Origin of the sequence: Nonlabens sp. Asnod3-A02, assembly GCF_045063755.1 — a bacterium.
Classification (GTDB): Bacteria; Bacteroidota; Bacteroidia; order Flavobacteriales; family Flavobacteriaceae; genus Nonlabens; species Nonlabens xylanidelens.
This window is the reverse complement of record NZ_JBEFOC010000007.1, coordinates 1-25,500: the sequence shown is the minus strand read 5'-3', so window position 1 is coordinate 25,500 and position 25,500 is coordinate 1. Positions and strand designations below refer to the sequence as shown.

The 25,500-nt window shown below is 36.0% G+C and carries 21 protein-coding genes; 10 read left to right on the top strand and 11 right to left on the bottom strand.

Annotated features, from left to right (window positions below; genetic code table 11):
* Window positions 1–255: 255 nt before the first annotated feature.
* Window positions 256–4,854 (bottom strand): T9SS type B sorting domain-containing protein, encoded by a 4,599-nt coding sequence (locus ACJJVN_RS03310; protein WP_405377121.1) that lies wholly within the window; start codon window positions 4,852–4,854, stop codon window positions 256–258.
* Window positions 4,855–5,036: 182 nt separating this feature from the next.
* On the opposite strand from ACJJVN_RS03310, the gene folE reads away from it, so the two are divergent.
* The 5 genes from folE (at window position 5,037) to ACJJVN_RS03285 (ending at window position 9,706) form a co-directional block, all read left to right on the top strand.
* Window positions 5,037–5,708, top strand: a complete 672-nt coding sequence (gene folE / locus ACJJVN_RS03305) for a GTP cyclohydrolase I FolE (protein WP_405369738.1) — start codon at window positions 5,037–5,039, stop codon at window positions 5,706–5,708.
* 149 nt (window positions 5,709–5,857) lie between these two features.
* The gene (cysS, locus tag ACJJVN_RS03300; RefSeq protein ID WP_405377120.1) at window positions 5,858–7,345 is read left to right on the top strand and encodes a cysteine--tRNA ligase; all 1,488 of its coding nucleotides are present in this window, start codon (window positions 5,858–5,860) and stop codon (window positions 7,343–7,345) included.
* Window positions 7,346–7,469: 124 nt separating this feature from the next.
* A complete protein-coding gene (locus ACJJVN_RS03295; protein ID WP_405377119.1) occupies window positions 7,470–7,820 on the top strand; it encodes a hypothetical protein in 351 nt (116 codons plus the stop codon).
* Between the two features lie 15 nt (window positions 7,821–7,835).
* Window positions 7,836–8,057 (top strand): membrane protein insertion efficiency factor YidD, encoded by a 222-nt coding sequence (gene yidD / locus ACJJVN_RS03290; protein ID WP_405377118.1) that lies wholly within the window; start codon window positions 7,836–7,838, stop codon window positions 8,055–8,057.
* Window positions 8,058–8,227: 170 nt separating this feature from the next.
* Window positions 8,228–9,706, top strand: a complete 1,479-nt coding sequence (locus tag ACJJVN_RS03285) for a sodium:solute symporter (RefSeq protein ID WP_104516019.1) — start codon at window positions 8,228–8,230, stop codon at window positions 9,704–9,706.
* Here ACJJVN_RS03285 and ACJJVN_RS03280 read toward each other — a convergent pair.
* The 3 genes from ACJJVN_RS03280 to ACJJVN_RS03270 form a co-directional block, all read right to left on the bottom strand.
* Window positions 9,681–10,043, bottom strand: coding sequence for a CoA-binding protein (locus ACJJVN_RS03280; RefSeq protein WP_104516018.1), 363 nt, complete (start codon window positions 10,041–10,043; stop codon window positions 9,681–9,683). The two genes, ACJJVN_RS03285 and ACJJVN_RS03280, sit on opposite strands and share 26 nt — an antisense overlap.
* A 297-nt stretch (window positions 10,044–10,340) precedes the next feature.
* Window positions 10,341–10,745 (bottom strand): IS200/IS605 family transposase, encoded by a 405-nt coding sequence (tnpA, locus tag ACJJVN_RS03275; protein WP_405377117.1) that lies wholly within the window; start codon window positions 10,743–10,745, stop codon window positions 10,341–10,343.
* 63 nt (window positions 10,746–10,808) lie between these two features.
* Complete coding sequence (locus ACJJVN_RS03270; RefSeq protein WP_104516016.1) at window positions 10,809–11,816, bottom strand: 3-oxoacyl-ACP synthase III family protein; 1,008 nt, start codon at window positions 11,814–11,816, stop codon at window positions 10,809–10,811.
* Window positions 11,817–11,891: 75 nt separating this feature from the next.
* On the opposite strand from ACJJVN_RS03270, the gene ACJJVN_RS03265 reads away from it, so the two are divergent.
* From ACJJVN_RS03265 to ACJJVN_RS03245, 5 genes are all read left to right on the top strand, one after another.
* Window positions 11,892–12,494 (top strand): alpha-ketoglutarate-dependent dioxygenase AlkB family protein, encoded by a 603-nt coding sequence (locus tag ACJJVN_RS03265; RefSeq protein ID WP_405377116.1) that lies wholly within the window; start codon window positions 11,892–11,894, stop codon window positions 12,492–12,494.
* A gap of 128 nt (window positions 12,495–12,622) precedes the next feature.
* A complete protein-coding gene (locus tag ACJJVN_RS03260; protein ID WP_405377115.1) occupies window positions 12,623–12,922 on the top strand; it encodes a TIGR03643 family protein in 300 nt (99 codons plus the stop codon).
* Window positions 12,923–13,002: 80 nt separating this feature from the next.
* Window positions 13,003–13,953: an alpha/beta hydrolase gene (locus ACJJVN_RS03255; RefSeq protein WP_405377114.1), complete on the top strand. Its 951-nt coding sequence runs from the start codon at window positions 13,003–13,005 to the stop codon at window positions 13,951–13,953.
* Between the two features lie 103 nt (window positions 13,954–14,056).
* Window positions 14,057–15,400, top strand: a complete 1,344-nt coding sequence (locus tag ACJJVN_RS03250) for a DUF819 domain-containing protein (RefSeq protein ID WP_405369744.1) — start codon at window positions 14,057–14,059, stop codon at window positions 15,398–15,400.
* Between the two features lie 56 nt (window positions 15,401–15,456).
* On the top strand, window positions 15,457–16,167 hold the full coding sequence (locus ACJJVN_RS03245; RefSeq protein WP_405377113.1) for a DUF4369 domain-containing protein: 711 nt from the start codon (window positions 15,457–15,459) through the stop codon (window positions 16,165–16,167).
* Here ACJJVN_RS03245 and ACJJVN_RS03240 read toward each other — a convergent pair.
* The 7 genes from ACJJVN_RS03240 to ACJJVN_RS03210 form a co-directional block, all read right to left on the bottom strand.
* On the bottom strand, window positions 16,162–16,425 hold the full coding sequence (locus ACJJVN_RS03240; protein ID WP_104516010.1) for a hypothetical protein: 264 nt from the start codon (window positions 16,423–16,425) through the stop codon (window positions 16,162–16,164). The genes ACJJVN_RS03245 and ACJJVN_RS03240 overlap by 6 nt on opposite strands.
* A 146-nt stretch (window positions 16,426–16,571) precedes the next feature.
* Window positions 16,572–16,982 carry a 6-carboxytetrahydropterin synthase gene (locus ACJJVN_RS03235; RefSeq protein WP_104516009.1) on the bottom strand — a complete coding sequence of 137 codons (411 nt, stop codon included), beginning with the start codon at window positions 16,980–16,982 and terminating at the stop codon, window positions 16,572–16,574.
* On the bottom strand, window positions 16,979–17,548 hold the full coding sequence (gene idi, locus ACJJVN_RS03230) for an isopentenyl-diphosphate Delta-isomerase (protein ID WP_104516008.1): 570 nt from the start codon (window positions 17,546–17,548) through the stop codon (window positions 16,979–16,981). The genes ACJJVN_RS03235 and idi overlap by 4 nt, the downstream gene beginning before the upstream one ends.
* 96 nt (window positions 17,549–17,644) lie before the next feature.
* The gene (locus tag ACJJVN_RS03225; RefSeq protein ID WP_405377112.1) at window positions 17,645–18,664 is read right to left on the bottom strand and encodes a LacI family DNA-binding transcriptional regulator; all 1,020 of its coding nucleotides are present in this window, start codon (window positions 18,662–18,664) and stop codon (window positions 17,645–17,647) included.
* A gap of 253 nt (window positions 18,665–18,917) precedes the next feature.
* Window positions 18,918–20,906, bottom strand: coding sequence for an OmpA family protein (locus ACJJVN_RS03220; protein WP_405369747.1), 1,989 nt, complete (start codon window positions 20,904–20,906; stop codon window positions 18,918–18,920).
* Window positions 20,907–20,929: 23 nt separating this feature from the next.
* Window positions 20,930–21,865 (bottom strand): type IX secretion system membrane protein PorP/SprF, encoded by a 936-nt coding sequence (locus tag ACJJVN_RS03215; protein ID WP_105023066.1) that lies wholly within the window; start codon window positions 21,863–21,865, stop codon window positions 20,930–20,932.
* A 60-nt stretch (window positions 21,866–21,925) separates the two neighbouring features.
* Window positions 21,926–25,500, bottom strand: a 3,575-nt coding sequence (locus ACJJVN_RS03210; RefSeq protein ID WP_405377111.1) for a gliding motility-associated C-terminal domain-containing protein, incomplete at its 5' end; no start/stop codon positions are given.

Below are 25,500 nucleotides of genomic sequence, written 5' to 3'. Positions count from 1 at the left end.
CAAAGCATCTTTTTACAACACACCGTATAGGTAATAACCTATTAGACTACAAAGAAGATATAAAAGACACGATAAAAAGAACTATTAAAACCCATCAATAGGGTAAATTAATTATTGTGAAGATAGTAGTAATTCCGCTTTCGCGAAAGCGGAACTGATATCTAACTAAAAATAACTTATCTGGAACACGACCTTTATAAATGCAAAAAGCACATCTTAATCGATGTGCTTTTTATATTTATGAGTAGTGATCTTTTACTTTTTCATTGCAAAGTGACCAGAAGCCTCTCTTTGCTCTCCATCAAATGCATATTCAATTTTAAACCAATAATCTGTACTAGGTAAAGGCTGGCCATTATAATTCCCATCCCATCCTGGACCTGCTACATCCAGTTGTTTAATTAGCTTTCCATATCTATCAAAAATATAAAGAACCGTACCTGGTAAGCGATCTCCACCTACTATGTTCCAAGTGTCATGAATACCGTCTGCGTTAGGCGTGAAATAATCTGGATAACCGAATACGAATATATCCACCACTATCTCGCCACAACCACTTCTCTCTGCTATGGTTACCGTATGCGGTCCAGGCTCTACATTATTAAATGTACCATTATTCACATAAGGACCATCATCTAGCCTAAACCAGTATTGATCTGGACCTTCAGCAGTTACTATTACTTGATGGTCTTTATCAAAAGGATCTGTAGTAATATCGATATCATATACATCTGGAACGCTAGAGATGCGCACATTAGTCATCTCATTATTAGAACAACCTGTAACAACATCAGTTGCTATAACTTCATAATCACCACCTTCAGACACATCTATAGACGCTGTACTTGCAGCTATTGCCGTACCATCTAGTGACCACTCAAAGGAATAATCTGTATTATTTAAACCTGTATCCAAGGTTACAGGACCATTTACTAGGTTACCAACTTCATCCAGACAAAGCACATACTGATCTAATAAAGAAGGAGCAGGAAGTTCATTAAATATAAGATCTAGAGTTGTGAAACTAAAACAGTCTGTATTATCGTCATCTACTCTTACTATTAAAGTAGTGTCTGAAGAGTAATCAAAGTTTCCAGTGATTCCGTTTACTTGACTATCTGCATCTGCTTGATTTAAGTAATAAACCACCGTAGAACCTACTTGTCCTGTTGTTACCTCAGCACTTGCCAGACTAACATCTACCGTAGCCGTTCCATTACCATTATCACAAGATTCTAATGCGTTAGGTACAATAGCTATAGGCGCATCTACCGCCTCTATGGTAAAATCTCCCATAGCAAAACAGCCAGTTGCGGTAAATTCTATTCTATAATAAATAGTTTGTGGGCTACTTGTATTGTCATAACCAGCATCGTTCAAAGCATTCATACCAGACAAAGCATCTGCTTGAGCATCGTGAAAGGTAACAAGTGTACCTATTTGTCCATTTGTTATTTGAGTAGTTGTCTCACTCAGGATAAATGTTGCAGCGCCATCGCCATCTTCATCACACTCTTCTATTAAAAAAGCAGGAATAGTGACTGGCACATCGCCTACTATTAAATCAAATGTAGTCGTGTCTGAACAGCCTGTTACATTATTCTCTACCGATACCGTTATCGTTTCTGGACTAGAAACATTTACATAAGGCGAAGTAATTGCGCCAGATGCATTACTGTAAGTAATTGTATAATCTGCAGGATTTAATCCATTTAAAATAGTCGCGTCATTTTGTGTTAAATCAAAAGACTCTACTCCATCACCGCTAGGATCATCACATAGAGTAAGGTCTGGAGCACTGGTTATAGTAGGTGATTCATTGATAATTAAATTAAATGTTGTAGAAGCAGTACATAGTACATTTTCCAAACTCTCAACACGTACATATATTGTTTGTGGATTTGAGATATTAGTATAAGATGTAGTAGATAATGGATTTGCTCCACTATCAGCATCTGCTTGTGATTCATGATAAGAAACGATGAACATTAAAGGGTCCTGCGCTTGCAATACTTGTGCTGTATAAGCATCAAATTGAAAACCACCTAAACCATCGTTACTTGGGTCATCACACACCTCAACATCTGGTAAAGGATTTGCGATAGCTAATGCATTTACTACTAACTGAAATGACCCTGTACTATCATCACAAAGTGAATTAACACTATTAACTATTCTAACGTATATCGTTTGAGGACTAGACGTATTTTGATAATTTGCTTCATCAATTATGGCATTAGTTCCCGATTGAGCGTCTGCTAGAGTTTCATAAAATTCAACATTAAACAAAGCAGGATCTTGTCCATTTAGGATACCTACCTCTTGACTATTAAGGTCAAATATATCTACACCATCGTTGGTAACATCATCACAAACTACCATGTCATCCACTACATTGTAAACTGGCTGAGCAACAAGAGCTATTTCAAAACTCATGTCTGCATTAAAACAATTTGATGTAAGATCACTTTCTACCCTCACAAAAATAGTCTGAGGAGAAGATGTATTACCATAAGCATCAGGATTCATAATAGGATTTACTCCAGTTAAAGCATCTGCTGGAGAGGTGTGATAAGTTATTAGATAGTTTAAAGGGGCAGCCGGAGTTCCTTGAGCCTGACCTGCTATAATAACAGGTTCATTAACCGTTAAATCAAAAAGCTCTACACCATCATTAGCAAAATCACATAATTCTAGATCTTGTAAAACAACTGTTTGTGGTGCTGGAGCAACAATTATATCAAATGTTCCTGTAGCATTACAAGTAGCATCTGTACTGTTTTCTATTCTCACATATATAGTTTCTACAGGAGAAATTACATTTGTGTAAGCATCAGGATTAACGATAGCATTTACGTTATTATCAGCATCTGCTTGTGTTGTGTGAAAAGTAACAATATTATCTGCAGGATCTTGTCCGTTTAAAATCCCAGCAGACTGAGAAGTAAGATCAAAAACTTCAAAACCATCGTTTGTAGAATCATCACAAAGAACCAGATCATCCACAGGTGTAAAAACAACATTCCCGATTCTTATCTCAAAAGAATCTAAATTATTACAACCACTCGCTCCTTCTGTAATTCTTGTATATATAGTTTGAGGGTTTGATATATTGGTATAAGCAGTAGGGTTAGTGATAGAATTGGTATTATTTTCTGCATCAGTAGGAGTTTCAAAATAACTAACTACATAGTTCGTACCACTAAGACCATTTAAAATAGGAGCATCATTAACCGTTAAATCAACTACCGCGGTAGAACCAGTAGGATCACAAATAACAATATCGTTAGGCGCACCTGACGGTATAGGAGCAACAACATCTATACATACTTGCTCTGTATAAGAGCAACCGTGATTATCTGTAAACACATAATCATAACAGTTTAAACCCTCCATTGATGGTGTCACAGAAACGATATCACCTGTATTCATAGCTATATCTGGATTTGCTTGCCATGCTGCGGTACTCTCAAGAGGTGTAAAAGAAAGATCTGAAGGAATAATCGCTGGGTCGAAATTAAGACCCCAAAAGAATATATACCCATCATCAGCACCTAAATTATCAGTTATAGTTAGACACCATTGCCCATTTAGTGGAGAACCAATTAATCCAGAAAAAGCTGTTTCTGGCAGATATTCTCCAGCAGGTATAGGTTGCGCATTTCCAACTGAAGGAATTACTTGCTGTAAGGTTTGCGTAGCGGTAACTCTTTCCGTAAAGATATAATCAAATCCCACCCCAGGAGTTCCGGAAGTATCATCAACTGCTTGACCAAAATAAATTCCACCTCCTCCATTAGGATTAGGTAATAATGTAACAGATGCACCATTAGGTGCCGTTAAAATAATTTCTAAATCGTTAACCCAACTATGCTCTAAATTCACAAAAATATCCGCAAGATCGCTGGCACTAGAAATTAATGCTCCAGGAGCAAATAAATCTACATCAATACATGTTACATAACTCACACCACTACCATCAGGTAAAAATGTTAAACCTGTTACTGGTGGAGAAACTGGTATAGCAAACTCCTGCGCAGTAACTACACCTCTAAGAGTGGTGGATTCTCCAAAACACAGGACGGTATCGTCTGCCATGGTACCTGTAAAATCAGGATCTGTAGAGACTTGAACTACTAAATCTATTTCATCTCTATCTGTACAATCATTACTATCTGTAACAACAAATCTTGTTTGATATATTCCAGACGCTGTATATGTTTCTGTTTGAACTTGCCCCATATTCAACCCATTACCATTTGCTAGGTCCCATTCATATGTTGCACCAGTTCCATCGATACTAAAAGTTGCAGACCCATCAAAGGTCACTGTATCTCCTTGACATATTCTTAGTATACCATCTGCATCAATTGCTGGAGTAGTAGTTATAGAGGTCGTAATCGTCTGACATGGGTCAAAACAAGTTCTTCTTGCTCTCCATCCAGAACTCACTCCAGAACCATTAGAGACAAATCTTACTGTAAGACATCCCGTAGCGTTAGCTGCACTAGCTTCAAACAAACCTGCCGCTGCAGTAGTGTCAGTAATAGTACCTAATACTGCAGCTGCTGTAGAATCTCCATCATAGATAGTTACCACATCACCAGCTAATAAACCGACCTGTAAAAAATCCAACTGCATTCTATCTGTATCAATAGCAGGACAGAAAACAGAAATATTATCTTCATTATTCAGGTAATTTTGATTACCCTGACTATCATTAAACACCGTTAAACCACAACCTACAAAACGAAATCCATTACCGCCATTAGTACCTTGAGGCATATTTATATTAGTCTGTGCTACAGAAAAATAAGAGCTAATTAGGATTAAAAAAAATAAGATTCTTTTCATCATTTACAGTTTTGAATATGAGTGGGCTTTTTTCTAAACAACAAATATGAGAAATATTGTTAACTATTACTTAACGTAACATAGTTAATCTTAGTCTAAATCTAACAAAACAATGCACTTATGCCTTTCAATGTGTAAATTTGCATTTAAAATAAATTGCCGCTATTAATTGCAGTACCTATATGAAAATTGACGACCTATTAGATAATATTGAAGATCACGATCACCTTTCTTCAAACGAGCAAACCCCTTTACGTCCAGATGCATTTGAATTAAGCGATGCTGATAAAATAGAATCTATAAAAAAAGATGTCTATAGCATACTAGAAACTCTAGGTATGGACATGACAGACGACAGCATTAAAGGAACACCTAATCGTGTTGCAAAAATGTTTGTGAATGAAATTTTTGGAGGTTTACGCCCAGATAAAAAACCTAACGCTAGTACTTTTGACAACAAGTATAAGTATAATGAGATGCTGGTAGAAAAAGACATAGTGGTTTATTCTACATGTGAGCATCATTTATTACCTATAGTAGGTCGTGCACACGTTGCCTATATTTCTAACGGTAGCGTAGTAGGACTTTCTAAGATGAATCGCATCGTAGATTATTATGCAAAACGTCCACAGGTTCAAGAACGTCTTAATATACAGATTGTACGTGAGTTACAAAAAGTAATGAATACAGAAGATGTAGCGTGTATTATAGACGCAAAACACCTTTGTGTTAACAGTCGTGGTATTAGAGATATAGAGAGCAGTACCGTTACAGGAGAATTCGGTGGTAAATTTAAAGATCCAGAAGTAAAAAGGGAATTCCTAGATTACATTAAAATGGAGACCAAGTTTTAAATCACCCATTTACTTAGAATAAATTTAAAATCTAAACTAGCAATTAAGCTCTATTAGATATTTACGTTTATTTTTGAGAATAATTAGCATTGAGATTCCGCTTTCGCGAAAGCGAGATCAACACCATCAACATCACATAAAAACAAGTCATGGCGCTTTATCAAGACAATGAATTAAGGATTTACAATTCCATAAAAGGCGAAAAAGAGGTATTCAAATCGATTACTGAAGGTCGCATAGGAATGTACGTTTGTGGACCTACCGTTTACAGCAATGTGCATTTAGGGAATTGCCGTACGTTTATCAGTTTTGACATGGTATTTAGATACCTTAAACACTTAGGCTATAAAACACGTTATGTACGTAACATTACAGACGCCGGCCACTTAACAGATGACGCAGATGAAGGTGAAGATAAAATTTCTAAAAAAGCAAGGTTAGAAAAAATAGAACCTATGGAAGTAGTACAGCAATACACGCTGGACTTTCATACGGTAATGAAGCAATTTAATGCCTACCCACCTAGTATAGAACCTACTGCTACAGGCCACATAGTAGAGCAAATAGAGATTATTAAAACGATCATGAAAAATGGATATGCCTATGAAAAAAATGGCTCTATCTATTTTAACGTGGTTAAATTTAATGAAGACCATGAGTATGGTAAATTAAGTGGTCGCAATCTAGAAGATATGATGGCCAACTCTCGTGAACTGGCTGCTCAAAGCGATAAAGAAAACCCAGCAGATTTTGCTTTATGGAAAAAAGCGAGTCCAGAGCATATTATGAGATGGCCTAGCCCATGGGGTGATGGTTTTCCTGGCTGGCACCTAGAATGTACAGTAATGAGTTCTAAATACCTAGGAGAAACATTTGATATACACGGTGGTGGAATGGATCTTAAATTCCCACATCACGAGTGTGAAATAGCGCAAGGTGAGGCCGCACATGGCCACAGCCCTGTAAATTACTGGATGCATGCAAACATGCTGACTTTAAACGGTCAGAAAATGTCTAAATCTACTGGAAATAGCATTTTACCAGTAGAGCTTTTTACTGGAGAAAACGACTTTATGCAAAAAGCATTTGCACCTAGTGTCGTGCGCTTTTTCATGATGCAGGCTCATTATAGATCTATTTTAGATTTTAGTAATGACGCAATTCTTGCTGCAGAAAAAGGTTTTAACAGACTTACAGAAGCAATGAAGGTTATGGATAAATTACTTGTATCTAAAACCTCTTCTATAGATCTATCTTCATGGAAAGCAAAATGCTATGCTGCCATGAATGATGATTTTAACACACCTATTCTTATTGCAGAGCTTTTTGATGCAGTAAAGATGATTCATTCTATCAATGATGGAAATGCAACCATCACAGCAAGTGATCTAGCTGACCTTCAAGAAACAATGAACGCATTTTTCTTTGATGTCTTAGGTTTACAAGATACCAAGGAAGAAGGAAGCGCATCACTTAATAAAGGAATGGATGGTGCGATGAAATTAATAATCGACCTGAGAGCAACGGCAAGAGCTAATAAAGACTGGAGCACCAGTGATAAAATAAGAGACGAACTAGCTGCGGCTGGAATTTCTTTAAAAGATGGCGCTGACGGGACCAGTTATAGTGTGGAGTAAGGATTTTTGATTTTTAAGAATGGAAAGACCTTTTCTCTAGTCCTGAAGAATGGGATTTTTTCTATTCATTAATGAAACTTGAATTGAACTATTTAAACATTACAATAAGTTAACCTAAAGAGCCATGACTAAATACTTACTTATAGTTGCTTTTGCCTTAATGGGATGTAAATCAAAATCTGTTGAACAAACTGAGGTGATTTTCACAGGGCAACAATTTAAAATGGAACTTCTCAAAGGGAAATGGCTTACTAACGGAAAAAAGAATAAAAGTGATTTCAGAATATTTCGTGAAGATTTTAAGATGCAAGATTCGGATTTAAGTATTTTGATTCCTTACGAGTTAAAAAAAGACAGTATTTTCTTTTTCATAAATAAAAAAATAATTTCTGGAAGACTGGTATCCATGGACACGAAAGAGCTTAAAATACTCTGGGGAAATTCTGAACCTATTACCTATTACAGACCTAAATAAATTCACGCTTAAGAGTTGAAAAAAATACTAGCATATCCGTTTTTGTTGATTATCAGATTTTATCAGTCGGTGATATCGCCTTTTACACCTGCTAGTTGTCGCTACTCTCCTACTTGTTCTCAATATTCTAAAGAAGCATTGATCAAACACGGTGCTTTTAAAGGTGGCTGGCTGGCAATTAAAAGAATATCTAGCTGCCATCCTTGGGGCGGAAAAGGTTATGATCCTGTGCCTTAGAAAATTTGATTGAGCAGCAGTCGAAACCTTTTTTTTAGATCGTACAGTCTATTTTCGTAAATAAGCGTTCTCGACTGCGCTCGAACTGACATCAGTTTTTATTTTCAATTTAGATTTAGATTTAAGTTTGAACTTGAACCTTCTTACCTTAGCATTAAAAATTAAAAGTCTTGACTTCTACTCAAATACTTATTACCATAGCTTGTTACTTTGCAGTACTTGTTGCTATCTCATTTATTGTTGGTCGTAAAAGTGATAATGCCACTTTCTTTAGAGGTAATCGATCATCGCCTTGGTTTATTGTCGCTTTTGGGATGATAGGTGCATCGCTTAGTGGTGTGACCTTTATCTCAGTTCCTGGTGCGGTAGAAGAAGGTGCCATGAATTACTTTCAAGTAGTACTGGGTTATGTAGTCGGTTATTTAGTCATAGGTACTGTGCTATTACCACTTTATTATAAAATGAACCTCACTTCTATTTACAGTTACCTCAACGATAGATATGGAAGTGCTGCTCAATTTACCGGTTCTAGCTTCTTCATACTTTCTCGTGTGGTAGGTGCTAGTTTTAGACTATATCTGGTTGCTGGTGTGTTGCAAGAATTTGTGTTTGAAAGTATGGGTGTGGAGTTTTGGCAAACGGTTACCCTTACCGTCATTCTTATCTGGTTGTACACTTTTAAATCTGGAATCAAAACCATAGTCTGGACAGACACACTACAGACTTTGTTTATGTTAATAGCCGTAGGTGTCGGTATTTATTACATTTCAGACAGTCTTAACCTCAATGGTATCGGTGAGATTACTGGCTTTATAGCAGATAGTGATTTATCGCAAATCTTCTTTTTTGACGACTGGAAAAGTGGTCAGCATTTTGTTAAACAGTTTTTATCAGGTGCTTTTATTGCTATTGTAATGACAGGACTGGATCAAGATATGATGCAAAAAAACTTGACCTGTCGCAGCCTTAAAGATGCTCAAAAAAACATGTTTTGGTTTACTATTGTGTTGACTTTTGTGAACTTGTTATTCTTAGGATTAGGTGTTTTGCTTACCGCTTTTGCAAAAGCGGAATTAACAGGTGGCTACAAAGACAGTTTATTTGCTTGTATATCCGTACAAAGCGGCATGGGAATAGGTATAGGACTCGTTTTTATTCTAGGGCTGGTTGCCGCAGCATACTCTAGTGCAGACAGCGCACTTACTTCACTCACCACATCCTTCTCTGTAGATATATTACGATTAGAAAAAAACTATGATAAGAAAAAACAAAGCTGGATGCGCAAACTCGTTCACGTTGCTTTTTCTATTCTCCTTATACTTGTCATCGTGAGTTTTGAATATATCATTAAAGATGCAAGTGTGATTACAAAACTTTTTGTTTTTGCTGGATATACCTATGGTCCTTTATTGGGATTATTTGGATTTGGGATACTGACAAAGCTTCAAGTCAACCATAGACTTATTCCGTTTATTGCTATTGCATCGCCATTCATAGCCTATGCATTAAGCACCGCCGCTGATTATTACTTTGGGTTTGAATTTGGTTTCTTTATACTATTGCTCAATGGTTTCATCACCTTTTTAGGTTTATTAATCGCATCGGCATTTAGTAATCAAAAAGTTAGTATTGATGTGTCCCCAGCATAACTAGTGTACACGCCACTTCATGTTCAATATTGTGATCTGTCAGCTTTTGATAGAATTCAGGATTTTCTGTTCCTGGATTAAAAATAACACGCTCTGGTTTAAGGCTTATGATATAATCATAGTATTGTGGTTGCCTTTGCGCATTTAAATATAGGGTTACCGTATTTATTCCTTGAAAAGGTATAAGTTCCTTATGTATTTTTACGTCATCTACTAGCCCTTCACGCAATCCTATAGCGACAGTTTCTATATTAAACTTGCGCAATCGGTAAATAGCTATGTTAGAATAGCGTTCTTCTTTAAGTGACGCACCTAGTACTAGAGTTTTTTTAGACATTTTTATGATTTAATATGTAACAATATACAAAATAGATCGTCTTTTATTATGAAGGACGTGATAAACCCTTCTGATTTATTTGGTTAATTGAATTTTATTGAAAAAGAAGAATTCAAAGGTTAATGTCTTTTACGTTTAAGACTTAAATTTAAAAGACACACATAATCGTATAATTCATAATTAATGGTTAGTGTTATTATACGATTTAGAAATCCCGAGCTTGCAGGCTCGGGATTTTGTATTTATATCATTTCTATTCATAGGTGCTTAAGTCCGCACCTATGGATGAAACATGGTTTAAAGCTCGAGATTTTCAATAATAGAACCTTCCCCATGATGATGCTTTTGATTTTTGACATAATCTGCGACCTGAGATACCTGACTTGAGCTAACGGAAAACGCACCATAGCCGCGCTGCCATTCAAAGCCGTTTAAAAATGAGTAATTCTCATTAAGGAATCTAGAGCTTTTACCTTTAATGAATCTCATCAAATCAGATAATGAAACTTTTGAGTCCATTTTTAATAATATATGGACATGGTCTGGCATACCATTAATCATTAAAGGAGTACAATCATTATCTTCTATAACAGACCAGATAAATGGGTATACCTTTTTCTCTATTGTATCAGAAATTAACACACCTCGATTCTTTGTACAAAATACAATGTGAATATAAACTTGAAGATTATTTATGGACATCTTTAAAAATAATCAATTTGCTCAACTATAGGTGCGGACTTAAGTCCGCACCTATGGATGTTGTTACCATTTAATAATAGCACTACCCCAAGTAAACCCACTACCGAAAGCAGCAAGAACCACCGTATCTCCTTCTTTTACTTTACCTTCTTCCCATGCCTCACAAAGAGCGATAGGAATAGATGCAGCTGTAGTGTTACCATATTTCTGGATATTGTTATAGACTTTATCGTCTGTTAATTGGAATTTCTTCTGTATGAATTGAGATATACGCAAGTTAGCCTGGTGTGGCACAAGCATATCTATATCACCTACCTCTAGGTTATTTTTTTGAAGGCCTTCCATAATCACCTCACTAAAACGTCTCACTGCATTTTTAAATACAAACTGACCATTCATATAAGGATAATAAGGAATATCTTCTTGCGGATTCTCCTCTATTAATTGAGGTACCCAGTGCATAGTAGATGGTCCTTTAAGAGATAATTCTAGTGCATGTTTTCCCTCACTATGTAAGTGCGTAGAAAGGATACCCTGACCTTCATTTTCTGATCTAGTAAGAACTGCTGCTCCTGCTCCATCTCCAAATATTACCGTCACACCACGACCACGTGTAGAAAAATCTAAACCACCACTGTGATTCTCAGATCCTATTACGAGTACATTTTTATACATTCCTGTTTTAATAAACTGGTCTGCAACAGACAGTCCATAAATAAAACCACTACACTGGTTTCTTACATCCAGAGCTGGACAGGTATGAATACCCATCATTTCTTGTACTTGCACACCACAACCAGGAAAATAATAATCTGGAGATAGGGTTGCAAACACGATCATGTCGATGTCGTCCTTAGATATTTTTGCTCTTTCTAGAGCTATTTCTGCAGCTTTAACACCCATGGTAGCTGTAGAATTTCCATCGCCTTTTTTAATGTGACGACGTTCTTGGATTCCTGTACGTTCCTGTATCCAGGCATCGTTAGTATCCATTACTTTAGAAAGATCATCGTTAGTAACCACATTTTCAGGGACAAATTTCCCCATTCCGGCTATGCGAGAAGTATACATAAATTTGTTTTAAATCTTTCGCAAGATACGTGACAGTCTCATTATCTTGCTAGTTTGAACCTGTTTTTTATATGCATGCATAACAAGTTGTTTTCAGATACTTTTCCCGAGATTCCAGATGCATCGGTGCGTTATGATGGTTCTTTTTACGCTTTCGCGAAAGCGGAACTTTTAAAAAACACTTTATTAACTGAAACACCGTGGCGACAAAATAAAATACAGCTATTCGGTAAAACACATGACGAGCCAAGATTAACCCAATTATATGGAGATGCAGATATCGCATATGGATACAGCGGTATAGAATTCAATGCATTACCATGGACAGACACATTGAAACAGATTAAAGAAGATGTGGAGCAAGCAGCCGGCACCACCTTTAATGTATGTCTCATAAATCAATACCGTAATGGTCAGGATTCTAACGGCTGGCATGCAGATAATGAAAAAGAACTAGGCACTAACCCTACTATCGCCTCTGTAAGTCTAGGTCAAGAACGATTTTTTCACCTAAAACATAATGTGAACAAAGACTGGCGTTTTAAATTCCCTCTAGCAAATGGCAGCCTGCTTATTATGGGAAAACAAACGCAGCATACTTATAAACATCAGATTGCTAAAACTAAAAGAAAGGTAGGTCTACGCATCAATCTTACATTTAGAAACGTGGTAAAATAATTATTAGAGTCTCATCATAAAACATCGCGAGAATTATGGCAATTTCTGTAATCTGTTAAATCGATAATAAAACAGCTTTTAGTTAAATACAATCTGTAATTATTAGAAATTTTAACGACTTTAATTTTATGGCAAGAACTAGAGCAAAAGACATTTTAGCAAATTTAAACGATCGTCAGATAGACCGCATTATAGAAATGGGCTGGGAAGATCGCACACCATTTGATGCGATCGAGGCACAATTCGGCGTGACAGAAAAAGAAGTGATCATGATCATGCGCAATGAGATGAAGGAAAGCAGTTTTAGAATGTGGCGCCAGCGTGTGCAAGGTCGTGCGACTAAACATCGTGCACAGCGAGATCCGGAAATGAGTCGTTTTAAGTGCAGTATGCAACGTAGTACTGGTAATAAGATTGCAAAACGATAATTAGATTTTTTTAATAGAATATATGTAATGGCATACCTATTGCCTAGATTTGGACGTTATTAATAGAGAACAGCCAAATCATGAAAAAGTCATTATTCCTTTTACTTCTTTTACCTCTTGTGACTATAGCGCAAGATGCTTTTTCTAAAAAAAATGCACAAAAACCTACCGAAGATCTTACTGAGGTAAATATTAATAAAAATATTCAAGGAACATTACTCACACCAGATACTTATGAAAAAGTACCACTGGTCATCATCATAGGCGATCAAGGTGCTGTAGATCGCAATGGTAATGAACGTAGAACAAAGAGCAACGCTTATTTACAACTTGCAGATTCTTTACTTACTCGAGGTATTGCTACTTATAGATATGACAAGCGTATCTTAACCCAAATAAAAAATCGCAAACCTAGTGATAAGACATTATTCAGTGATTTTATAATAGACGCAAAAGAGTCTGTTTATTTTTTCAAAAACGACCGTAGATTTTCTAAAATATACCTAGCCGGTCATGGACAAGGCTCTCTAGTAGCTATGCTTGCGGTTAATAAAGATGTAGATGGTTTTATATCTATTAATGGTGCAGGACAATCTATTGATAACGTTATTGTACAACAAATAGCACAACAACAACCTGGTCTAGATAAGGTAGCTGCAGAGACCTTTGAAAGAGTAAAGAAATCTGAAAAACCGGTAGTAGACATAGAACGCGATCTTTATGTTATTATAGGTCCACAGGTGCAGCCCTTCATGAAATCATGGATGCAATATGATCCTGCAACAGAGTTAAAAAACATCTCTGCTCCTGTTCTTATTGTTAACGGCAGTAAGAATAGGCAGGTAGATGCTACTGAAGCGCAACTTTTAAAAGACGCCGCACCTACTGCTACATTTGAGATTATAGAAAACATGAACCATGTTCTTAAGACCGTGGGAAATGATGAGATAGAAGCTTCTAAAAGCTACATAAACCCCAACTTCCCATTAAATCAAAGACTGTTAGAACTAATTACAGCATTTGTAAAATAGTTTTTAATATAAAATAATTCCCTATATCGCTTTCGCGAAAGCGAAACTACCCTAAACAACTTCTTATAAAGTCGTATTTTGCAGCTATTCAAAATACGAATTTATGATTTTAGGAGATAGGATTTTCACAGAAGTAGAAACCGCAGAACCATTTATAACCAACGACGCTATTGTATTTGGTTTACTCATGATTTCTCTTGCATTTGTATTTGCTACCTCTTCTAAAAAAGAAGGCCGATGGGCAAAATTCTACAAATACGTACCGGCTCTTTTAATGTGTTATTTCATACCTAGTATTTTAAGTTCTACCGGACTTATTGCCGCAGAGTGGCAAACTGAAGCTGACGACGGCAAAATAATCGAACATGGAACTAGTGTTTACTTTGTTGCATCAAGATACCTACTTCCCGCAGCCCTTGTTCTCATGACTCTTTCCATAGACTTAAAAGCTGTATTTAATCTAGGTTCCAAAGCACTGATTATGTTTCTTACAGGAACAGTAGGAATTATCATAGGTGGACCTATTGCTGTTTTAATAGTAGGAAGCATATCACCAGAAACAGTAGGAGGCGAAGGTATTCAAGCGGTATGGCGAGGACTTTCTACTCTTGCAGGTAGCTGGATAGGTGGCGGTGCAAATCAAACAGCTATGTTAGAAGTGTATAACTATGATCAAACCTTATATGGTAATATGGTACTCGTAGATATTATAGTAGCCAATATCTGGATGGGACTTTTATTATTAGGTATAGGAAAAGCCGCAAAATTTGACAAATGGTTTGGTGCAGATTCTAGTTCTATTGAAAAATTAAAAGAAAAGGTAACGACTTATCAAAATAGCATTAAAAGAGAAGCAACCTTAACTGACATGATGGTTATGCTAGGAATAGGTTTTGGATCAATGGGAATAGCACACTTTATCGCAGATTTCTTATCAGATTTTCTTCCTGAAAATTTTAGTTGGATTGCAGACCCAAAATCTTATTTTAGTTTTTTAGGTGGGCAATTCTTTTGGCTTATCGCTATTGTAACTATAATAGGTGTTATTCTTTCTTATACTCCGTTGAAAAAATACGAAGGTGCTGGAGCAAGTAGGATAGGTACAATTTTCATTTATGTCTTAGTTGCTACAATAGGTATGAAAATGAATCTTGCAGGAATTGTTCATAATCCAGGACTCATCGTTGTTGGACTTATCTGGATGGCTATTCATGCAGGACTTCTTATATTAATGGCAAAACTAATCAAAGCACCATACTTTTTTCTTGCCGTAGGCAGCCAGGCAAATGTAGGAGGAGCGGCAAGTGCTCCAGTAGTAGCGGCAGAATTTCATCCATCTCTGTCTACAGTTGGTGTTTTATTAGCTGTTTTCGGTTATGTAGTAGGAACAGTAGGAGCTCTAGCTTGTACAACTTTAATGCGTATGATTGCTGAATCTAGCATGTAATTACATTATAATAATTGAAACATATAGTGCATATTTGCAGCCATTAAAAATTTACCATGAAAAAAGTATTCTTCCTTCTTATCGCTATTACTCTTATAGCATCTTGTAGTGATTCTAACTCTAGCAACTTTTCTATTTCTGGAACTGTAGATGGAATTAAGGTCGGAAAAATATTCTTACAGCGTTTACAAGATTCTACTTTGGTAAATGTAGACTCTGTAGTTTTTGATGGAGAATCTGATTTTAATCTTAAAGCATCATTAAGTCAACCAGAAATCATGTACCTACATCTAGATGTAAAGGATGGAACTGAGTTTAATGACCGTCTTTTGTTCTTTGCAGAGGACACAACAATGACCATGAATTCTACCTGGGATAATTTTGTAAACGACGCTGCTTTTAGCGGTTCTAAAAATCAAGATATTTATGCTACTTATTTAAAAAATAGTAAAAAACTAAATGTGGTTTATACCGATCTAGTAAAAAGAAGTATGTCTCTTACTGATGAGACTAGAACTCTAGCAGTGACAGATTCTATCAATACTGCCTATGACAGGTACTTAAGAAAAAAGGTGTTACACGCTATTAATTATGCACAATTACATAATGATAAAGTGGTGGCCCCATATTTACTAGTAAGTGAGGCTAGTGAGGCAAATCCTATTTTACTAGATAGCGTGTATAGAAGTATGCCAAAAAAAATTCAGACAACTGTTTATGGAAAACAACTGTCTGAATTAATAAATAACGCTAAGGATAATTTATAGAGCGTTAACTCTATCGATAAGTCCTTTTCCTTGAGTTTCTAAGTCAGAACGTACTGCAGTAAGATGAGCCTTACGGTTTTCTACTTTGCGGTCGTTTACTCTAGCGATTAAACCGTCAAATACTTCGATAGAATCATCAACGATCTTTTCAGACTCTGCAGTTTTCTCTGGGCTTAATGCCTGAGTGATAAGTGCTGCTTCTATGATATCTCCTAATACGTAATTGATGTCTTGCTTAAGATTTTTTATACTTGCCATAATAATTTAATTTGTTGCAAAAATAGTGAATAAAAGAGTTACACGATAGCATAGAATCGTAATAGTAACTATCTGCTTTTTCACTTTTAAATTCTTGATAATTAGTCCGCTTTCGCGAAAGCGGAACAGAAATACATCTATATATTTTACAGTCCTTTATAGACTACAAAGTTGCGCTCTGTCTCATAAAGCTTAATTTCTAGATCAAATTTAGGATCTAATTTTGCTTTAATTTTATTATAAACTACAAATGCTATGTTTTCTGCAGTTGGGTTTAAGGAAGCAAACTCTGGCACTTGCTCGTTAAGATTTTTATGATCTAAGGCGTCTTCTACCTCTTCTTTAATAATGTCTTTAAGAACTTTGAGATCTATTAAATAACCTGTCTCTGGGTCTACCTCTCCTGTCACTCCTACCTCAATATTATAATTGTGGCCGTGGTAATGTTTATTGCTACATAGTCCAAAAACCTGAGCGTTTTTTTCATCACTCCAGTCCTTGCGATATAAACGATGTGCTGCGTTAAAATGAGCTTTTCGGTAGGCAGTTAATATCATGAAATGTGGGAATAATATTTTTCAAAAATGATTTTAAACCACTCGGTATAAATCTCTGGTTGCTGTGCCATATCTTCTTTTATGGCCTGTGCTGTCATCCACTTATATGCGGCTGCTTCTTCTGGATTAATTTGAGGGGCGTCGTTATAATGGCCTATCATCACATGATCTAATTCATGCTCTGTTAGTCCATTATCAAAAGGTGCTATATAGATGAAATGAAACAGCTCTTCTAGATCGGTCACAAAACCCATTTCTTCCATGAGCCTTCTTTTACCAGCTTCTATATTAGATTCTCCCTCACGTTGATGGCTACAACAGGTGTTAGTCCATAAACCAGGTGAGTGATATTTATCTAGTGCTCGCTGTTGCAGCATGATTTCATTCTTATCATTTACTACAAAGACAGAAAAAGCTCTATGCAATAGTGCTTTTTCATGAGCTTCGATTTTTTCCATTAGACCGATTTGCTCGTCGTTCTCGTTTACTAAGATTACTTGTTCTATGATTTCTAATAATTTATATAACAAAAATACAAAAGGAAACCCTTTTGATTCCTTAAACATTTACTAAGTAGTTAAGGCTGGTTATTCATTACAAAATGAATTAATGTTCTATTTATTATGATATCTATTACTGGACACACCAGAATCTAGATATCATTACTTTTCTAAGGTTGAACCTCTTAATTCTATGGTGAAATCTACTGTAGCTGTAGATGTAGGTATCGCCTCTTCCTTACTTTCTAAACGAGCTATTAACATACGTACAGATTGCTGCCCTATAGCCTCAGCATGTTGTGTAATAGTAGAAAGATGTGGATAGGACAAGTGTGAAATATCATCTGACGCAAACCCTATTACAGATAGTTCTTCTGGAACTTTTTTCCCTATACGTTGTGCTATATTAACAGACATCACACCAGATACATTATCTATACAAAATAGACCATCCATATCTTTGTGTTCCCTTATGATGTTCTCTAACTGGTCATTAAGAATTGCTTTGTCATCTTCTATATCTATGACTACAGGTTCTCCTTTATAAGACTCGTGTTTTTCTAAAGCTTTTTTATATCCTAAGATTCTAAGTTTTCCAACACTTAAATCTCCTAATGTATTTACTAAAATGATTTTTTTACGACCTTCTTTGATTAATATCTCGGTGCCTCTAAAAGCTGCATTAAAGTCATCTATGATTACCTTATCACAGTCTACATCATTTGCCACACGATCAAACATCACGATGGGAACATCTTGATTAATGGTGTCTTTGAGGTGTTTTACCTCTCCATTAGTTTGTGTTTCTTGTGCTACAGACATGATAAATCCATCTACACTACCGTTTGCTAAAAGATTAAGGCTGTTGTTCTCTTTCTCAAAAGATTCATTTGAAAGGCAAGTAATTATATTATAACCTAAAGCATTAGATTCCTGCTCTATACCGTAAAGTATTCGTGCAAAAAACACATTCAAGATGTCAGGAATAATAACACCTATAGTCTTGGTTTTTCTATTCTTAAGGCTAAGTGCTAGTGTATTAGGCCTGTAATTAAGCTCTTTTGCTATTTCTTTTACACGAGCAATCGTGTCTTTACTTATTTCTGGACTATCCTTTAAAGCTTTAGAAACAGTCGAAACTGAAACTCCTAAGGTGGCAGCCAGATCTTTAAGGGTTATCATATTTTATTTATTTAGAAATGAATCAAATATATAGAATTCACAAACATACGTTTGAAATTCTAACTATAGCAATAAAGATAATAATTACTATTTCTTTTTCAAGAAACTTGTTACAAGCTTGTTGATCTCTTAAACATAAACCAACAAGCTTATTAAACACAAGTTATTATAGATGATTTTCTAAACTTAATATAGACTTCTTTTTAAGTTTAAAGTTTAAAGTTTAAAGTCTAACTCTAAGATGAGGTTTGTTTTATCTTTTAGTTACTATGAATTCAGAACGTCTATTTAATTGATGCTGTTCTTCAGTACACTCTACACCGTTTGCACATTCATTTACTAACTGAAACTCTCCATAACCTCTAGCTGTGAGTCTGTCTGCAGATATTCCTTTCATTATCAAATAAGCTCTAGTAGATTTTGCTCTTCTATCACTTAATTTGATATTATATCCATCTGGCGCTCTACTATCTGTATGAGAACGTATATCTATACTAACTGTAGGATATGCTTTCATGTATCGCAATACTTTTTGCAATTCTAATTCAGCATCTGGACGTATATTATGTTTATCAAAATCAAAGTAGATCATGTTGATATCTAGTATATCATTAAGGTCGTCTCCTTCTTTCACATCTTTTAACCTGTCATCTATAGATTTGCTTATTTGTAATGGTAAATCTATAGTTGCCACTGTATTCGGCGTAGTTGTGTTAGCCTCAGCAGGAGAATAACCTTCTTTTAAAGCTCTAATAGAATAATCACTAGAACAGTTTACACTAAATTTATAGGCTGCGTCTTTACCTACTACAACAGACTCTATTACTTTATTATCTGCATCTAGTAAATTAACTTGTGTGTCTGGCATTAACAATCCTGTTTTTTCATTGGTAACAACACCTTGAATGATGTCTTTACATACCAGAGGATTATTTTGTACAAATCTATAAATATCATCCAGTCCTTTACCTTCTGGTCTGTTAGAGCTAAAATATCCCATCTGAGTACTGTCATTAATGATAAATGAAAAATCATCATGTTGACCATTAACCGGCTTACCTATATTTGTAACTGTTACTTTCTCTTTATTGTAAGTTTTATTTAATGGCGTTACAAAAATATCTAGACCTCCTAACCCCATGTGTCCAGTTGAAGAAAAATATAAATCCCCATTATCAGAAATAAATGGGAACAATTCATTTCCAGCAGTATTAATAGAAGCAACATTTACAGGCTCTGAAAGTTCACCTTCTTCATTTAAATCTACATACCATATATCAGAAAGTACTCTACCCTGCAAACCCACTTTACTTCCAGGTCTATCACTAGCAAAATAAAGTCGAGACTCATCTAAATTTAAAGCAGGGTGTGCTGTTGAAAATTCATCACTATTAATATTTAATTCTGTGATATTTCCCCATCCATCAGATGTCTTTTGAGCTCTAAATATCTTAAGCTTATTTACATCGTCAGAACTCTTTTTAAAGTTTTTATTGAAATAATTATTACTAGAGTAATAAACCGTTTTTCCATCTTTCGTAAAAACAGCATTACTTTCATGGAATTTAGTGTTCAACTTCTCATCTCCTCCATTACCAAATTTAGTTACATTACTTAACTCTCCAGTGAGGCTATCCATATCTGCCTCATAAAGATCTAAAAATTGTCTTTCATTCCATTTGTGTTTTCTACTTACTAAGGAAGCGCTATCCTTTGCACTTGCAAACACTATTTTATTTGTTCCTCGATAATAAGCTGTTCCAAAATCTTGACTTTTTGTATTAATAGGCTCGTTTACAATAGAAAATCTGTAAGACTGTAACTCTATTAATTCTAGATAATTAACATCACTAGCATATTCTTTTATATAATTATCATCTCCATTTATCCTTCTATATTTTGCAAGTAAATCATTTGCTTTAGTGTAATCACCTACTGCTTTTAATGATTGTATATACCTGAAATAGTATTCTTTTGATATGGTATCTTGATTGTATTCAAAAAGTCTAGAATACCATTTATGAGCATTCTTATAGTCGTTATTAAAATAGTAAGTATCTCCTAATTTCTGGAAGAGCTCTACACTTTCATAACCATTGTTTACAATCTCAAGATACATTTTTTGAGCTTCAATAAATGCGTAGTTATCAAAGTTTTCGTTAGAAGAACTAATCTTATTTTCTTGAGAAAAAGATAAAGTCGAACTGAAAACAATTAGTAATATGGATAGTTTTTTAAACATAATGTATGCTGTGTTTATTTTTCTTAGAAGAAACGAGGTGTAATGATACGATCGTAGCTGTTAAATAATTCAAATCTCATGAAAAGTTCATAACTACCGTCATTAAAAACGGCATTTCCTAACTCTGTAGTCTCTCTATCATAGGCAAATCCTATCATCATTTGATCACTTAATTGAAAACCTACTAGACCTGTTACCGCAGCACTCCATCTATAAGCTGCTCCTAATGTCAACTTCTCATTAAACAAAAAGTTTGCTGATAGATCTACCTGTAATGGCGCACCTTGAACCACCTTTACTAAAGTAGATGGTTTAAATTTAATGTCGTCATTTAAGTCCAATACATAACCAGCCGTTGCAAAATAATGTATTCTTTCACGAGCAATATAAGTTGAACTTCCTGAATCATTGCTCTCATCAAAATGATCTGTTTGCAATAAATTAGGTGCACTTAATCCCATATAGAATTTTTCAGTATGATAATACAACCCTAAACCTACTGTAGGAGATAGCTTATTATCTACGTTATCTGTTAATCTAGGATCTCCTGTATTAAAGATATTCAACTTTGTGAAATCTACATTAAGAACATGAATACCACCCTTAAGACCAAAACTTAATCGAGCTTCGTCTCCTACTGGTATCGTATAACTGAAATCTGCAGCTACATAAGTCTCATCTGACGGCCCTATTTCATCATTAACTATACTCAACCCTAGACCAACACGACTGTTAGAAATAGGTGTGTGAAATGATAGTGTTTGAGTTCTAGGAGCTCCATCCAGTCCTACCCACTGACTACGGTGTAAACCTACGATACTAGCTACTCCTCGATTTCCCGCATAAGCTGGATTAACAACTATTGGGTTATAAGAATACTGACTGTATTGAGGATCTTGTTGTGCGGTAACCGCTTTCGCGAAAGCGAATAACAATAAACAAGTTAATAATTTCTTCATGCTATATTATTTTTCAATTAACCTACCCTAACTGATTGAATTAGGGTAGGTAAGATTTATTTATCTGATATATAGATATCCTGCTAGTTGTTGAGTTGCACCAAAGTCATCGATATATTCAATAACATAGTAGTAGGTTCCTGTAGGTAACTTCTCTCCTGAAGATATTGTTGTTCTACCATCAGAAATTCCAACAAATCGTGTTGAAGCGTTGTCATAATTATTTGCATTATAAACCTCTACACCCCAACGGTTATAAATTCTAACGGTATTATCAAAGTTCTCTATTCCTTGAAGGAAGAAGAAATCGTTCTCATTATCACCATTAGGAGTAACAGCATTAAAGACTGTTATTCTTCTAATATCTTCATCAAGATAATCAGGAATACCATCATTATCGATATCACTAGTATCACCTGTATTAGGATCAAGGTCACCATCAGGGTTTGCACCTTCATCGATTGTATCTAGACCATCACCATCGTCATCAGTATCTAGATAATCAGGAGTACCATCATTATCAGAATCTTGATTAGTTGGATCACTATCACCGTCATAATCTTCATTAACCGTTGCTACTCCATCATTGTCGTCATCGACATCTAAGAAGTTAGGGATTCCATCACCATCTGTATCACCTAGAGCTAACTCTACACCATTAGGTACATTATCCATATCACAATCTGCATCTAACCAAGCCTGATCTGGTGTCATAGTCTGATTATCAACATCGATACTACAAGGGTCTTGAGGATCTGTAGGAGTACCGCCATTAGGAGGTAATAATTCATCAATGTTTCTTACTCCATCACCATCACAATCTAGGTTATCCCATTCACCAGTTGCTGCAACTAGATTTTGTGAAATCGCTTCATAACTACAAGGATCTTGAGGATCTGTATTATCAATCTCTTCTTGTCCATTAGTAACTCCATCACCATCACAGTCTAACTGACCATATGCTTCAGATGTATTAACTGTCTGGCTAGCTGTTAAGAAATCACATGGATCACTAGGATCTGTACCATCGATGATTTCATCACCATTAGTAACACCATCACCATCACAATCTGCGTCATTAAAGTCACCTGAAACTGGAATAGTCTGACTACCCACTATAAAGTCACAAGGATCAGTTGGATTAGTTCCATCTGCAATTTCATCTGCATTTGTTACACCGTCACCATCACAATCTAATGATCCCCATGCTGAGTTAGGAACAAGGTCTTGACTAGATATTATTAGATCACATTCATCTAATGGATCAGTACCGTCCGATACTTCAACACCATTACTAACGCCATCACCATCACAGTCTAATGCTTCCCATTCCATTGTTTGTGGAACCGTTACATTATCTAGCATGAACTCACATGGATTAACTGGGTCAGTTCCATCTATCACTTCATCACCATTAGTAACTCCATCACCATCACAGTCTGAATTAATCCAAGATACAGATGCTGTAGTATCTTGACTTGTGTATACTAGATCACATGGATCTTGTAAATCAGTACCATCAGTTAACTCTGTACCGTTCGAAACCCCATCACCATCACAATCTAATGCATTCCAAGCAGCAGAAACTGGTACTGTTTGATTAGAAAGTATATAATCACAAGGATCAATAGGATTAGTTCCATCAACAACTTCATCACCGTTAATGACACCATCACCATCACAATCAGCAACTAACCATTGACTGGTCACCAACACGATATCCTGACTACTCAATAAATAATCACAAGTATCTCTAGGATCTGTACCATCAGACAATTCTGTGCCGTTAGGTACACCGTCACCATCGCAATCAGCAACTAACCATTGGTTAGAAACATTGTTAAGATCTTGAACAACTACATTATAATCACAAGGATCATTAGGGTCGGTATTATTAGCATCTACTATTCCATTCCCATCTAGATCAACTTCAACACCGTTAGGAACGCCATCTCCATCACAATCTGCTACATACCAGTCGGAGGTAGTATTAGATAAATCTACATTATTAACATCACCACCATCACATGGATCGTTAGGATTAGTACCATTTGCTATTTCATCAGCATCAGTTACTCCATCTCCATCACAATCTACTGTGCTGGTTACCGGTACTGTTATATCTGATACGTTGTAATCACATGCATCGTTTGGACTAGTTCCATCTGGTGTTGTTGGATCACCATCCGGTCCGTTGATCTCATCTGCATCTGTTACTCCGTCACCATCACAGTCTACCGTACTTGTTACTGGTACACTTATGTTTCCTACATTATAATCACATGCATCATTTGGATCAGTTCCTGCTGCTATTTCATCTGCATCAGTTACTCCATCACCATCACAATCTACTGTACTTGTTACTGGTACACTTACATCTGATACATTATAATCACATGCATCGTTTGGATCAGTTCCATCTGGCGTTGTTGGATCACCATCTGGTCCGTTGATCTCATCTGCATCTGTTACTCCATCTCCATCACAATCTACTGTACTTGTTACAGGCACACTTACATTTGACACATTATAATCACATGCATCGTTTGGATCAGTTCCTGCTGCTATTTCATCTGCATCAATTACTCCATCTCCATCACAATCTACTGTACTTGTTACTGGCACACTAATATCTGATACATTATAATCACATGCATCGTTTGGATCAGTTCCTGCTGCTATTTCATCTGCATCAATTACTCCATCTCCATCACAATCTACTGTACTTGTAACTAGTACTGTTACACTTGCAACATCATAATCACATGGATCTGTTGGATCTGTTCCATCTGGTGTGCTTGGATCTCCATCAGGTCCGTTGATCTCGTCTGCATCAGTTACTCCATCTCCATCACAATCTACTGTGCTAGTTACTGGTAATGTCACACTTGCAACATCATAGTCACATGGATCTGTACTATCTGTTCCGTCTAGTGTCGTTGGATCACCATCCGGTCCATTTATCTCATCTGCATTACTGACACCATCACCATCACAATCACCCATATCGGTTGCTGGCAATGTTGCAGCTCCTGAAGTATAATCACATGGATCTGTTGGATCCGTCATATTTAGGCATTCAGTCGCATTATCAACACCATCACCATCACAGTCTAATAATCCAATTGCATTAGATGGGTCAGCATTAAGAACCATACACACATCAACAGAACCTGACATTACATCATCACAATCAATAGTAACATTAATCAATACACTACCGATATCTGTAAGTCCATCTTCATCCTCTAGGGTATAATCAAAATTAACTTCCGTAACTCCAACACTAGGCGTTACATCTAAAGTTCCATTTGTATTCAAAGTCACCGTTGTACCATCACTCAACGTTACTGTTGAACCTGGTGCTATTGGCGTTACTGTTCCTGTTAATGGATCTGTAATCGCTGTTATCATTAAGTTAGCATTATCTCCATCTGGATCAACATCGCCATCTAACACATTAATATTTACAGGTGTAGATGTTTCTGTTATTGCTACTTCATCATCAGCTATTGGTGCTAACTGCGTGAAGGTAACATCTACTTGACCTACATCTGTTAAGCCATCTTCATCTGTTAGTGTATACTCAAAACTGATTGGCTCTGTGCTATCCGTTGCTGGTGCTACATCTAATG

What these genes read in the sequence shown, in the direction of transcription:
- ACJJVN_RS03310 (WP_405377121.1), bottom strand. Translation starts at nt 4,854, where the DNA reads ATGAAAAGAATCTTATTTTTTTTAATCCTAATTAGCTCTTATTTTTCT.
- folE (WP_405369738.1), top strand. Translation starts at nt 5,037, where the DNA reads ATGAAAATTGACGACCTATTAGATAATATTGAAGATCACGATCACCTT.
- cysS (WP_405377120.1), top strand. Translation starts at nt 5,858, where the DNA reads ATGGCGCTTTATCAAGACAATGAATTAAGGATTTACAATTCCATAAAA.
- ACJJVN_RS03295 (WP_405377119.1), top strand. Translation starts at nt 7,470, where the DNA reads ATGACTAAATACTTACTTATAGTTGCTTTTGCCTTAATGGGATGTAAA.
- ACJJVN_RS03280 (WP_104516018.1), bottom strand. Translation starts at nt 10,043, where the DNA reads ATGTCTAAAAAAACTCTAGTACTAGGTGCGTCACTTAAAGAAGAACGC.
- tnpA (WP_405377117.1), bottom strand. Translation starts at nt 10,745, where the DNA reads ATGTCCATAAATAATCTTCAAGTTTATATTCACATTGTATTTTGTACA.
- ACJJVN_RS03270 (WP_104516016.1), bottom strand. Translation starts at nt 11,816, where the DNA reads ATGTATACTTCTCGCATAGCCGGAATGGGGAAATTTGTCCCTGAAAAT.
- ACJJVN_RS03265 (WP_405377116.1), top strand. Translation starts at nt 11,892, where the DNA reads ATGCATAACAAGTTGTTTTCAGATACTTTTCCCGAGATTCCAGATGCA.
- ACJJVN_RS03260 (WP_405377115.1), top strand. Translation starts at nt 12,623, where the DNA reads ATGGCAAGAACTAGAGCAAAAGACATTTTAGCAAATTTAAACGATCGT.
- ACJJVN_RS03255 (WP_405377114.1), top strand. Translation starts at nt 13,003, where the DNA reads ATGAAAAAGTCATTATTCCTTTTACTTCTTTTACCTCTTGTGACTATA.
- ACJJVN_RS03250 (WP_405369744.1), top strand. Translation starts at nt 14,057, where the DNA reads ATGATTTTAGGAGATAGGATTTTCACAGAAGTAGAAACCGCAGAACCA.
- ACJJVN_RS03245 (WP_405377113.1), top strand. Translation starts at nt 15,457, where the DNA reads ATGAAAAAAGTATTCTTCCTTCTTATCGCTATTACTCTTATAGCATCT.
- ACJJVN_RS03240 (WP_104516010.1), bottom strand. Translation starts at nt 16,425, where the DNA reads ATGGCAAGTATAAAAAATCTTAAGCAAGACATCAATTACGTATTAGGA.
- ACJJVN_RS03235 (WP_104516009.1), bottom strand. Translation starts at nt 16,982, where the DNA reads ATGATATTAACTGCCTACCGAAAAGCTCATTTTAACGCAGCACATCGT.
- idi (WP_104516008.1), bottom strand. Translation starts at nt 17,548, where the DNA reads ATGTTTAAGGAATCAAAAGGGTTTCCTTTTGTATTTTTGTTATATAAA.
- ACJJVN_RS03225 (WP_405377112.1), bottom strand. Translation starts at nt 18,664, where the DNA reads ATGATAACCCTTAAAGATCTGGCTGCCACCTTAGGAGTTTCAGTTTCG.
- ACJJVN_RS03220 (WP_405369747.1), bottom strand. Translation starts at nt 20,906, where the DNA reads ATGTTTAAAAAACTATCCATATTACTAATTGTTTTCAGTTCGACTTTA.
- ACJJVN_RS03215 (WP_105023066.1), bottom strand. Translation starts at nt 21,865, where the DNA reads ATGAAGAAATTATTAACTTGTTTATTGTTATTCGCTTTCGCGAAAGCG.